General features: G+C 53.9%; 8 protein-coding genes. 6 read left to right on the top strand and 2 right to left on the bottom strand.

Going from position 1 to position 12,333, the window contains the following annotated elements; translation table 11 throughout:
- The first annotated feature begins 2 nt into the window (after positions 1–2).
- The 4 genes from PLIM_RS14645 (at position 3) to PLIM_RS23030 (ending at position 8,263) form a co-directional block, all read left to right on the top strand.
- Positions 3–3,173 carry an efflux RND transporter permease subunit gene (locus tag PLIM_RS14645; RefSeq protein ID WP_013111104.1) on the top strand — a complete coding sequence of 1,057 codons (3,171 nt, stop codon included), beginning with the start codon at positions 3–5 and terminating at the stop codon, positions 3,171–3,173.
- Positions 3,142–4,725, top strand: coding sequence for a TolC family protein (locus PLIM_RS14640; RefSeq protein ID WP_013111103.1), 1,584 nt, complete (start codon positions 3,142–3,144; stop codon positions 4,723–4,725). Before PLIM_RS14645 ends, PLIM_RS14640 begins: the two co-directional genes overlap by 32 nt.
- Before the next feature lie 271 nt (positions 4,726–4,996).
- Positions 4,997–5,173: a hypothetical protein gene (locus PLIM_RS24435; protein WP_155523250.1), complete on the top strand. Its 177-nt coding sequence runs from the start codon at positions 4,997–4,999 to the stop codon at positions 5,171–5,173.
- A 162-nt stretch (positions 5,174–5,335) separates the two neighbouring features.
- Positions 5,336–8,263, top strand: coding sequence for a serine/threonine-protein kinase (locus tag PLIM_RS23030; RefSeq protein ID WP_013111102.1), 2,928 nt, complete (start codon positions 5,336–5,338; stop codon positions 8,261–8,263).
- Between the two features lie 59 nt (positions 8,264–8,322).
- On the opposite strand, the gene PLIM_RS14625 is transcribed toward PLIM_RS23030, so the two are convergent.
- Together PLIM_RS14625 and PLIM_RS14620 are read right to left on the bottom strand one after the other, a co-directional pair.
- The gene (locus PLIM_RS14625) at positions 8,323–8,727 is read right to left on the bottom strand and encodes a hypothetical protein (RefSeq protein ID WP_148227129.1); all 405 of its coding nucleotides are present in this window, start codon (positions 8,725–8,727) and stop codon (positions 8,323–8,325) included.
- 197 nt (positions 8,728–8,924) lie between these two features.
- Positions 8,925–9,284 (bottom strand): hypothetical protein, encoded by a 360-nt coding sequence (locus PLIM_RS14620; protein ID WP_013111100.1) that lies wholly within the window; start codon positions 9,282–9,284, stop codon positions 8,925–8,927.
- A gap of 503 nt (positions 9,285–9,787) precedes the next feature.
- On the opposite strand from PLIM_RS14620, the gene PLIM_RS14615 reads away from it, so the two are divergent.
- Positions 9,788–11,611, top strand: a complete 1,824-nt coding sequence (locus PLIM_RS14615; protein ID WP_148227128.1) for an NPCBM/NEW2 domain-containing protein — start codon at positions 9,788–9,790, stop codon at positions 11,609–11,611.
- Between the two features lie 222 nt (positions 11,612–11,833).
- A complete protein-coding gene (locus PLIM_RS14610; RefSeq protein WP_013111098.1) occupies positions 11,834–12,322 on the top strand; it encodes a hypothetical protein in 489 nt (162 codons plus the stop codon).
- The last annotated feature ends 11 nt before the right edge of the window (positions 12,323–12,333 follow it).

Here is a 12,333-nt window from a genome sequence, read left to right as displayed (position 1 = left end):
GCATGTTCGCTAAATTTCTACACAGGCCTGCACTGGCAATAGTTATTTCGTTATTGATTCTCTTTATGGGGGGGCTGGCCATTAAGGCTTTGCCCATCTCCCAGTTTCCTTCCGTCGCACCACCCAGCGTGGTCGTCGCGGTCTCCTATCCCGGTGCCAGCGCCGAAGTGCTGGTCGATTCAGTCCTCGTGATCCTTGAACAGGCCATCAATGGCGTTCAGGATATGCGGTACATGACATCGGCTGCGACCAGTGCCGGTGAAGCCACCATCACCATTGTCTTTGAGCCCGGCACCGACCCCAACGTGGCGGTTCTCAACGTCAACAATCGCGTACAGAGCGTGAGAAGCCGCGTCCCGCCGATTGTTGATCGCGAAGGCATTATCGTACTGCAGAACATGTCCAGCATGCTGATGTATGTGAACGTTTACAGTATTGAAAAAAGTGATGACCAGAATTATCTCTATAATTATGTCACAGCCAATGTGCTTCCTGAACTCAAGCGCATTCGCGGGGTCGGCACAGCCAATATTCTCGGCAACCGTGCTTACGCGATGCGTGTCGAATTGAACCTTGACCGTATGCGGGCTTACGACATCGCCGCCACAGATGTCATGAAGGCTATTGCCGAACAGAGTATGATCGGTTCGCCAGGTCGTTTAGGTCAGGCCACAGGAAAGACCTCGCAGACGATTGAATATGTGCTGACCTGGGTAGGTCGTTATACCAAGCCCGAACAGTACGAAAACATTATTCTGCGGGCCAATGAAGATGGCCAGATCCTTAGATTGAAAGATGTCGCCAAAGTCGAACTGGCGTCGTCCTTCTACGACCTCTACTCCGATAAAGATGGCTATCCTTCAGCAGCTATTGTCTTGAAGCAGACTCCCGGCTCGAACGCCACGCAAGTCATCGAAGCGGTGAAAGAGCATCTGCATGAAATGAAGCACAACCTCCCATTCCCTCCGGGCATGGACTACGAAGTCAGCTACGACGTTTCGAGCTTCCTGGAAGCCTCCATCGAGAAGGTGGTGCACACACTTTTCGAGGCGTTTGTGCTCGTGTCGCTGGTGGTCTTTCTCTTCCTGGGAGATTTCCGCAGTACGCTCATTCCCACGCTGGCTGTCCCCGTCTCACTCATCGGGACATTCTTCTTCATGCTGATGTTCGGCATGTCTGTGAACCTGATCACTCTCTTCGCCCTGGTTCTGGCCATCGGTGTGGTTGTGGACGATGCAATTGTGGTTGTCGAAGCGGTCCACGCCAAGATGCATGAAAAGCATCTCTCACCATACAACGCGACGAAAGAAGTGATTCATGAGATTGGCGGAGCGATTATCGCAATCACTCTCGTGATGACTGCGGTCTTTATCCCCGTCACCTTTATGACGGGCCCCGTCGGTGTCTTCTATCGTCAGTTTGCACTGACCATGGCGATGTCGATTGTCCTTTCTGGTGTCGTCGCTTTAACTCTGACGCCCGTACTCTGTGCGATGATTCTTAAACCGATGAATCACGGTCATAAGAAGAGATGGCGCGGCCCTATTGCCATTCTGCTGGAAATCTTCAATGCCTTCATTGAAAGAATCACGGGAGGCTATGTCGTCATTCTCAAAGGTGTGGTCACCCTCCGCATGCTCACTATGCTCGTCATTGCAGGCTTTGGAGCGGGCATCTTCTTCGTGAATACGATTCTTCCCTCAGGTTTTATTCCGCTGGAAGATCAGGGGATTATTTATGGAATTATCCAGACGCCGCCTGGTTCGACCCTCGAATATACCAACTCCAAATCCCATGAACTGCAGAAGGTCTGTAAAGAGTTTGACGAGATCAGTTCCGTTTCGTCTCTGGCAGGCTACGAAGTGCTGACGGAAGGCCGCGGCTCGAATGCCGGGACATGTATTATCAACCTGAAGCCCTGGGAAGATCGGAAGCTGACTTCCAAGCAGATCATTGAAGAACTCGAGAAGAAAACGAAATCGATTGCGAACGTCAAGCTGGAATTCTTTGAACCTCCCGCAGTCCCAGGCTTCGGTGCAGCCGGTGGTTTCTCTTTGAATCTGCTCGATAAGTCAAATACGGGGAACTACAAGCGACTGGGTGTAGAAACCCAGAAGTTCATGGAAGCATTATCGAAAAGAAAAGAGTTAAAAAGACTCTTTACATTTTTTGCAGACAACTACCCGCAGTACGAGATTGTGATTGATAACGACGTCGCTATGCAGAAAGGGGTCTCCATCGCCGACGCCCTCGAAAACCTCTCGATTGTCGTGGGCAGTACCTGGGAGCAGGGCTTTGTCCGCTTTGGCCAGTTCTACAAAGTCTATGTCCAGTCGGCTCCCGAGTTTCGGCGATTCCCCGAAGATCTGAACAACATGTTCGTCAAGAACGATAAAGGAGAGATGGTTCCCTATTCGGCCTTTATGCGCATTCAGAAAAAGCAGGGCTTGAATGAAATCAACCGATATAACCTGTATCCCACAGCAGCTATCCAGGGGGCTCCTGCACCCGGTTACAGCAGTGGTGAAGCCATTCAGGCGATTCAGGAAGTCGCTAAAGCAACCTTGCCTAAAGATTACGACATCGATTGGCAGGGATTGTCTTACGACGAAGCCAATAAAGGAAATCTGGCAGTCTATATTTTTCTGATTGTGGTGGTGTTCGTTTATATGGTGCTGGTTGGCCAGTATGAGAGTTTCATTCTCCCACTAGCCGTTATTATTTCGCTACCTGTCGGAATTTTTGGTTCGTTCTTTGCACTTCAGGCCATGGGGTTGTCGAACGATGTCTTTGCCCAGATCGGGCTGGTGATGCTGGTTGGTCTGTTAGGAAAGAACGCGATTCTGATTATCGAGTTTGCGATCCAGCTCCGGCAGGCGGGGATGAGTATTCGGGATGCAGCCATTGAAGCCGGTAAAGTCCGTTTCCGGCCGATTCTGATGACTTCATTTGCCTTTATTGCCGGTTTGATTCCGCTGGTCAGGGCCACCGGGCCGGGAGCCATTGGAAATCGTACGATTGGAACCACTGCCGTCGGCGGAATGCTGGTCGGGACAGTGATCGGAGTTCTGGTGATCCCAGGTCTCTACTATATCTTCGCCAAGATGGCGGATGGGCGTTCATTGATCAGGGAGGAACATTTTGAACCACTTAGTGAGACCGTCGAAAGCTAAGAGTCGAGCACGTACTCTTCTGCCGACATTGATCGCCGGCCTGGCGCTGAGTGCCCCGTCGTGCCGCATTCCGGAACTGGAAGGCCCGTTACAGGGCCCCTCCATGCCATCCAGCTTCAGTTGGTTTAAGCGGAGTGTCCCTGATGTTCCGGTCGTTCCGCCCAGCCCGGAAGAGGCAGGCACAGCCACATTGAATGAAGCTTCCGATATTGAGCAGGTCGGCTATACTCGCCTCGAAATGGCTGCTGATACCTATGAAAACTCGGCACTCATCAGTTGGCGAGATTTCTTCGACGATCCTAATCTCTTATGCCTCATTGAAGAGGCGATGGTCGGGAACCAGGAGCTGAGAATCCTGAATCAGGATATTCAGATTGCTTATAACGAAGTCAGCGCCAGGCGTGGTGCGATTCTGCCATTCTTTACGTTAGGGGCAGGGGCGGGAGTTGATAAACCAGGTCTCTTTACTCGTGAAGGAGCCGTCGAAAGCCAACTGGATGTCAAGCCCGGCGTTGCCTTTCCAGAACCACTACCTAACTTTCTGGTCGCCGCGAATATCTCGTGGGAAATCGACATCTGGCGAAAACTTCGCAATGCCCGCGATGCCGCTACACTTCGATATTTAGGCACTTGCGATGGTCAGGCCTATATGGTGACCAGACTGGTTTCCGAAGTAGCCGAAAAATACTACGAACTGATGTCTCTCGATAACCAGATGCAGATCCTTGATAAAACGATCGAGATTCAGGAGCAAAGTCTGGAACTGGCCAAAGCGAGAAAAGCGGCTGGTCGCGATACCGAATTGGCTGTCCAGCGATTCCAGGCGGAAGTTCGCAAAAATCAAAGTGAAAAACTGATCATTCTGCAACAGATCGTGGAAGCCGAGAACCGGATCAATTTTCTTCTCGGTCGATATCCGCAGCCAGTCATGCGTTCCACATCCAGCTTTCTGGATCTGAATCTGCAGCCTCTTTGTGCCGGCCTTCCCGGTCAAATAATGCAGAATCGACCCGATGTGCGGCAGGCAGAAAAAGAGCTCTCGGCAGCCGGGTTGGATGTAAAAGTCGCCCGCGCCAGATTCTATCCTTCGCTCATTGTGAATGCTGGTGTTGGCTATAATGCATTTAATGCCAAGTATTTGTTCTCGACGCCCGATTCGCTCATTTACAACGTCGCGGGTGATCTGGTAGCACCTGTTATTAACAGAAGCGCCATTCAGGCTGACTATCTGACGGCGAACGCCCAGCAGTTGCAGTGTGTCTACAACTACCAGCAGGTCATCCTGAATGCTTATACCGAGATCGTGAATCGACTATCCAAAGTCGAGAACTATCAGGCCAGTATCGAAATCAAGAAGCAACAGCTGGCTGCTCTCGAAGCGTCGGTCGATAGTGCGACCAAACTCTTTCAGAATGCCCGGGCCGAATATGTCGAAGTCTTGCTGGCACAGCGCGATATGATGGAAGCCCGCATGGTCTTGATTGAAACCAAGCAGCAACAACTGGCAGCAGCCATTACTGCCTATCAGGCTTTGGGCGGCGGCAGCTTCTAATTCGCTGGTTTCGAAACAACAGCACTGCGCTGGCATCATCACGTTTGGTGGTAATGCCAGCGCATCCTTGGCACGACATCGACTTCTGCCCGGGCAGATTTGCCCCTCATCCAGACGTTGAGCGCTCTGGCTGCACACATAAATATTCGTAAGCTGGCACTCATCGAAGCAAAACCTAATCTCTTCCCTACGGTCTTGTTATTGTGTGGTGAAATAGAGTTTCATATTATAAAGAGACCTATAAAAGAGAGACGGGTAATCATTTGTTGGCTTGGCGTTCTTTGGGCCATTTGCCGATACAGTACTGGCGGCATTACTGACCGATGAAGACACTGCGAGTGGTATCGACCGCTCACTCTTCAGCGAAACAATTCGTAAGCCATTCGATGCCACGCTGCTTGCAGAACGAATTCGAACCCTGGTAAGCCGCAAAAAGCAACTGGCCTAACCTGCAGCCCGACTGCTGCCAAATGTAAGAGGCAGCTGATCCGTCAGGTGCCTCTTTTGTCGTTTTTCCGTAGCCTTGAAGAGTTACTCTTGCCTACACTCTTCGCTATGAATCACGCCCACATCAGGGCGTAGTGGATCATCATTGCGGGAAAACGAGCCGATGGAATCCAGACTGACCGATCGCAATCTTATCGCCGGTGTCATGGCGCTTCAGCTCAATTCCGTCACCCCCGCCCAATTGATCGCGGCCATGCAGGCTTGGATCCATCAAAAAGAGCTGCCGCTTGAAGACCTGCTCCTCCGGCAGCAGTCCATCTCGGCCGAGACGTGCGACTTCATTAAATCGATCGTCGCCAAACACATTGAACTCCATGGCGGATCCGCGGCCCAGAGTCTTGCTTCGCTCAGTTCTGTCGATGATATGGTCGAGTCGGTCAAGGATCTGGTCGACCCGGATCTCCAGGCTTCGATCAGCCAGCTCGTGAAAACCCGCATGGCCACTCCCGGAACTCCTTCGCGGGAGGCTTCGTCACCAGTTCCCTCGTCCGATGCCTCCGCCGGGATGCCTTGGGCCAAGCTCCCCACCATCCTCATCGAATCACCGCTCGATAACCAACAGCCGGAGGAATTGCCGGCACGCGAGCTTGAGGCGCGCGAATCCAGGAGTGGCGTACCACAGAGTGGCGAAGCGGCGAGCAAGCCCGCCAAGTCGGGCAAACCCCGCTTCCGTATCCTGAAACTGCATGCTAAGGGAGGGCTGGGACAGGTCTCGTTGGCGGAAGATTGCGAGTTTCAACGCGAGGTCGCCTTGAAAGAACTGCAGCCTCGTTTTCGAGGTGACCCCAACAGCCGGGCGAGGTTTCTCCTCGAGGGCAAAGTCACTGGCTGCCTTGAACATCCCGGCATCGTCCCCGTCTACAGCCTCGGCTCTACCGAAGCCGGTTCCCCCTTCTACGTCATGCGTTTCATTCGCGGCGACAGCCTCAAGGAGGCCATCGACCGCCTGCACGGTGCCAACTCGCACGCCCTCTCCCCCGATGAGCGGCGGCTGACCCTCAACAAACTCCTCCGCCGGCTCATCGATGTCTGCAACGCGATCGAATACTCGCACAGCCGGGGTGTCCTCCATCGCGACTTGAAGCCCGGCAACATCATGCTCGGCAAGTACGGCGAAACGCTCGTCGTCGATTGGGGCATCGCCAAGACGATCGGCAAGAAAGGGACCCACGAACAGGCCGAGGAACCCACTGTCACCCCCCTTTCCGGCGAAGGTTCGTCGGCCACCCAGGATGGCAGCGTCATCGGCACTCTGGCCTTCATGAGTCCCGAACAGGCTCGCGGTGAAATCGATGCCCTCGGGCCGACGTCGGATGTCTTTTGCCTGGGGGCGACGCTCTACTCGATTCTCACTGGCCAGGCCCCCTATGAACGGATCGCCAGGGAGGAACTGGTCGAAGCCGTCCGCCAATGCCGCTATGTGCCTCCCCGCGAACTCGCGCCTCAAGCCCCCCCGGCATTGGAGGCCATCTGCCTCAAGGCGATGTCCCCCGTGCAGGCGAACCGCTATCAATCTGCACTGGAATTGGCGGAAAACCTTGAACTTTTCCTCAACGACGAACCCGTCGCTGTCTACCGCGAACCCCTGAGGCAGCGGGCCTTCCGCTGGATCCGCCGCCATCAAACCCTGGCCACCACCACAGCCGGCGTGCTCACGGCCACCCTGGTTGCCACACTCATTATCGGAGTCCTCGTCACCCGCCAGAACACCATCCTTACCGCGAAGAACAACGAGATCTCGAAACAGCGCGACCGCGTCGAAAAAGACCGCATCATGCTCACCGACCTGTCGGTGGGGCTGCTCAATGAGGCGGAAGTAACACTTGCGAAGGTTCCCGACACAGATGCTTATCGCGCAAAACTCATGACTCAGTCTTTTGAAGCCCTCGCACTTCTGTCAGAGGCGCATCCCAATGATCAGCGGATCGCCGAGCTTTACGCTAAGTCGGCTCGCTATTCAGCGAACCAAATCATGCGGATTGGCCAACGGAAAGCGGCTATCGAGCGGATGCAGCAGTCGCTTGACCTTCAATTGCGGAATTTTCCACGCGCGACCGACCCACGTATGGCTCGCATGCTCGTCTGCGAAACCTATCGTGATCTCGGCAACTTCAAGAGAGCCGTAGGTCAGCTCCGTGCGGCGGCACTTGACTACGATGAGGCCGATCAATGGATATCACCGCTGATCTTGGCCAACCCCACTGACCTCTCCCCTCGCAAATGTGCCGCCAATGTACAATTCGGCAGGATCGGCTTATGGATCGAACTGGACGACAATGTCCGCGCGGAGGACTTCGCCCGCCGGAGTGTCGCCGAGTTTCTGACTTTTTGCCAACCACCGGCAGGGGTCTATACCGACCGCTCCGTTGCGGCACTGGCGATGGCTTGGCACGGTTGGCTCCTCGACGAACTCGGCCGACCGGCTGAAGCCCGCGAAGTCTACGCTCAGTCGATTATCACTGTTAAGTCCTGGATGAAGATCGACAAAAGTCATGCGGCAATCGCTTATCCCTACGCCCGACTTCTTCATTGGAATGCCGATGGTTCTGCTCAATCCGGCACCGTGACAGACGAGCAGCTTCAACAACTCGCCGAGGCTTTGGAGCACTACGAACAACTGAGCAACGGTAGTCCATCGAGTGTGGGATTCAAGGGTAACCTGGCCAGCGCGTGGAAAACCCGCGGCAAGATCTACCGGCTCAAATCCGAGTTTCCTGAGGCTTTAGCGGCACTCGAGCGATCAGAGGCCATCCTCCGCTCCGTCCCCGCCGACAAAGCCTCCGGCAGTACTTACGACAACCTGCATAAAATGTGGGTCGAGAGGGCCGAAGTCTATCACGCCACCAACCGCCCCCAGGAGGCAATCGCAGCGCTCAAAGAGGCCACCGCTGCTCTCGCCAAAGAAGCCGCGATGGAACCCGAAAGCCTCCGCTCCCCCAAAGTCCGCCAGACGCTGGAAAAGCGTGTGGCGGAGTGGGGCAAAATCGCTAGCAATGACATTGACCGCAGTGAGACGAGCCGGGCGAAGTAGCACAAGGTTCAATGGCTGAAATATACCAAACAGCGGCCCCCCTTTTCTTGAGACGGTGGTTATAGGTCGTCCGGATCCAAGGGATACTCCGGTTCTTCGAGAGTCAGAATGGCGTTGATGAGGACGTCATCAATGGGGTCGTTGTTTTCAATCGTAACCGTCAAGGTGAGATCGATGACATCCTCATCCGTGATTGCTGGTCTCACTGTCGCGGAGGCAAGTGTTAGCGAGTCGGATGGCCGTGGCACGCCCTTCTTGCATTTCAATCGAAGTTTAAGCAAGTTTGGCTTTTGGACAACGGCTTTAACCACCCCTCTCCATCGAAAGACTCTCCCAGAGCTGTCTGTGGCGTCTATCCTGAATTTCTGATTGACCACGAAGCCGCTGTTCACCGGAATGATGATACGTGTAATTGCGCCTTCATAGCCCTTGAGAAGTGGCTTTAGATTTTCAAAGAGTGGCATATCTGGCCCTTGAGAAAAGGTGGTTTCGCCGAGCGCGACCAGAGTGTACGGGCTGTGAGGGCCCCGCACCATCCCCCGTCGCTCATGAAAAGTGTATGAAGTGTGCTTTATGATCCACCCGTCCCACTGACCCCTTCGACCTCGCCCCAAGGCTCTTCCCGCTTAATCTCCGGCGGCCTGCCTTGTACGAACGGCGGCTATCCCTCGTCACTCAGAGGGACGACAATAGTTTCTTCATCGACCGGTTCGGTGCCTGCAGTCACCGTGACCACCACTTCGACGACATCCTCATCGACGACCGGAACACTCGACTTCGTCCTGGTGGGTGGTTTGTAACCCACCTTACAATACAATTTCACCAGAACAAACTTCCCCTTCCACTTCTCGACATCTCCCGTCCACTCAAAAGCGATGTCACCAGTGGATACATCTTTTCTCTTGATAGCGACCTTGTCGCCCGGTCGCACCTTGCCGCGTCTGAAGTAGATCCGGGTCACTGACCCAGTCTTCTTCTTCAAATGCGGAACCAGTTCGTCGAACAGCGTCGTCTTCGGCATGATGGCCCTTCAAAAAAATGAGTCACGACTGCGGGCGCCATCCGAGCGTAATCCTCCCCTGTGCTGAAATCGAGACTCAGCAATCCAGAATAGACGTGAAGATTCTGTCAGATAGCTAGCTTCCGATTCACCCGATTATTTCCCACCCACGACCACGCTGATGGTGCAACGATGGCCGACAACGCCTCCATGCACGGCTCTCGATTCAAACGCTATTCGTTGATTTTCTTCCGTACGCTATTCACTCAGACGACCGCTCCCAGAATTGCTCCCGACGGTTTTATTTGTCACACTCATTGTGCATGCAAACAGTTGAGTTGACTGGAAAACTGGAGAGCGTCATTCCGCAGAGCAAAGCGACGGCCACTTATCCGCCAATGATTCCACTCTGAGTCCTGCATGACTTTTCCCCAGATGATTCGCTCCCGTGGTTCTAAAACAGGCCCCTGAACGTGCAAAACGCCACTCTCTTCTCCTCTGGCATCTCGCCGAACGCTGACTTCATGACCTCTATTCGATGTTTTGCCGGGTGGGTGATCTCGGCCCTGACTTTCTTGGCCGGCCATGGGTTGGCCACCCCTCTCGTCGCTGCCGACATCGCCGAAATTCCCCAGCAGGCCGCCGCAGCAAGTGCGATTCTTGAACCATGGCAGAAGGCCAATACACAACCGATCGAGCGATATCTCCACATTGTCTGCTTCACGCCCAAAGATCGGGAGTTTCCAGCAGACCATCAGGCCCGCATGACGCGGATGCTTCAGCACATCCAGGCCTTCTATGCAGCCCAGATGGAGCGGAATGGCTTTGGGCCAAAATCGTTCGGCTTGCAGCTTAACCAGAATGGTCAGGTCGTCATCCACGAAGTGCGTGGAGCCAAACCCTTTGCCGATTACGAAAAGAAATCAGGGGACGAGATTCGCAAAGAATGTCTGCCCCTACTTCAAAAAGCCGGGATCAATGCCTCCCAGGAAACCATTGCCATCTTTTGTAATCTCGCCACGTGGGACGAACAGAAGCTGACTTTCGAGCATAAATCACCTTATTACGCCGGTGGCACCTATCGCAGCGGGACAGCCTGGCAACTCGACTCTCCCGAACTCGACACTTTGAATCTTACCAAAAAAGAACCCATGCTTCGCGACGGCGAATATGGTCGCATTTCCTTAGGCAGGCACAACTCGATCTTCATCGGCGGTATGGCACACGAACTCGGCCATGCCTTCGGATTACCCCATTGCACTGCCCGGCCTGATGAAGCCGTCCTCGGCTCTGCCCTGATGGGATCAGGGAATCGCACCTACTTTGAAGAAGTTCGCGGGGAAGGCCGGGGCTCTTTTCTGACATTTGCCCATGCTCTTCGCCTGGCCTCACATCCCCTCTTCTGTGGTCGTCAGGAACCCCAGCAATTCAAAACGAATCTGACTTTGAAAAACCTGCGGATTCGTGCTGAAGATCATTCGATTTCTGTCGAAGGAAACATTCAGGGAGAGCCTCCCGTTTACGGTGTGGTGGCGTATTTTGATCCCGAAGGAAACAGCGACTACAACGCCACATCGGCGACAGCCATTCCCACACGGGACGGAGCCTTTAAGTTGAGTTCCAAAGCCTTAACTCCCGGCCAGTGGGGAACCCTGCGCTTGGTGGCATTGCATGCCAATGGAGCCACTTCGAGTCAGCATGCACAGGGGGAGATGGAGTACTCGTATTTCGTAACAAAGGCTGGTGTTCCCGAGTTAAAGGCCATTCAAACGCGGCAGGTGCTGGGCCCCTTTCTAGCCGCCATCAATAATGGAAACATGAAGCTCGCCAAGCAGGAGAAAGAAAAGCTGAAGGTTCGTGATGCTCAGACCATCGCAAACGTCTTGTTCAACACGACGCCACCCTCTCAAACACCCGCGGAAGAAACCGGCAAGCGTAAAGAGTCCAGCCTCACCAGTTATCGAGCCGACTCTGCCAAGGTCGGCTGGATGCAACCCGCCTTCAATCGCTTGCCCAACGCCTCCATCCTGCTCGAGTGCCGGGGAGAAATCTTTGCGAAAGGAATCTATGCCCATGCACCGGCTGAGCATGTCTACTCTCTCGGCAAAAAATGGAAACAACTCGCAGGGAAAGTGGGATTGGCGACGGGTTCAGGTGGCTCAGTGATCTTCGAGATTCGGGGGGATGGCAAGACATTATGGAAATCCCCAATCGTCAAAGCTGATCAGCTCGTTTCCTTTCAGGTGGATGTGAGCGATGTCAATCAATTGCAACTCGTCACCTCACCCTCAGAAGACGGAACCTATCAGGATTGGGGCTTATGGCTGGATCCAGTTCTTTCCCGGTAACCCCCAGAAGATCACCATCCTCTGTAGCGAAAAAACAACACCGATTGGCGTAGCGATAAGACAACACTGTGCCAGAATCGATACATTCAGCCGAGAGTCCTGGTGGGGAGCAGCCTCTCATTGAACAGGGGCTTGTTCCACCTCCCTCTGTCAATCTAAGCTCTATTTGGAAAGTTCTGCCGCAAGGTTGGCCAGGCTGGGATTAGACAACAGGAGCATCTGATGGGGAAAGTCTCTTTTGCACTGACATCGCTCGTCGCGGCCATTCCCGGTGGATTCCTCTGTTATCTGCTGGTCATGGCGTTTGTGAGCCATACGGCCAATCTCCAGCTGATGTCGCAGATTTTCGTGGGACTCTCGCTGCTCTGTGCCGGGACAGTCGCCCTGATGCCTGTCGGGATTCTGATTTTCGGCGGCCGTTCAGCAGCTAAGAAGACCGCTGCCAAAACACCTGCGGGGAAAAAATCGCAAGCAGTTGCCGACGAGGACGATGCGGAAGTACTCGATGACGAAGAGGAGCTTGAAATCGAAGACGATCTCGAAGCCACCTCGTCGTTTGAACCCGTTGTGGATGATGAAGAAGATCTGACGGAAGCCGTCGAGCCAGACTCTCAGGAAATGTTCCTCGAAAGTGCCGATGACCTCGAAACGACTGCAGATGATTTCTTCGACGACTTGGACGAAGACGAAAAGCCTAAGAAAAAGCGATAAATTTTCCCGCA

The sequence above is a fragment of the Planctopirus limnophila DSM 3776 genome, assembly GCF_000092105.1.
GTDB classification, from domain to species: Bacteria; Planctomycetota; Planctomycetia; order Planctomycetales; family Planctomycetaceae; genus Planctopirus; species Planctopirus limnophila.
Note: the sequence above shows the minus strand (reverse complement) of the source record. Positions and strands in the feature narration are given on the sequence as shown.

Bases quoted from the DNA above. Each gene is read 5' to 3' on its own strand.
- PLIM_RS14620 (WP_013111100.1), bottom strand. From the start codon at position 9,284: ATGCCGAAGACGACGCTGTTCGACGAACTGGTTCCGCATTTGAAGAAG.
- PLIM_RS23030 (WP_013111102.1), top strand. From the start codon at position 5,336: ATGGAATCCAGACTGACCGATCGCAATCTTATCGCCGGTGTCATGGCG.
- PLIM_RS14625 (WP_148227129.1), bottom strand. From the start codon at position 8,727: ATGCCACTCTTTGAAAATCTAAAGCCACTTCTCAAGGGCTATGAAGGC.
- PLIM_RS14610 (WP_013111098.1), top strand. From the start codon at position 11,834: ATGGGGAAAGTCTCTTTTGCACTGACATCGCTCGTCGCGGCCATTCCC.
- PLIM_RS14645 (WP_013111104.1), top strand. From the start codon at position 3: ATGTTCGCTAAATTTCTACACAGGCCTGCACTGGCAATAGTTATTTCG.
- PLIM_RS14615 (WP_148227128.1), top strand. From the start codon at position 9,788: ATGACCTCTATTCGATGTTTTGCCGGGTGGGTGATCTCGGCCCTGACT.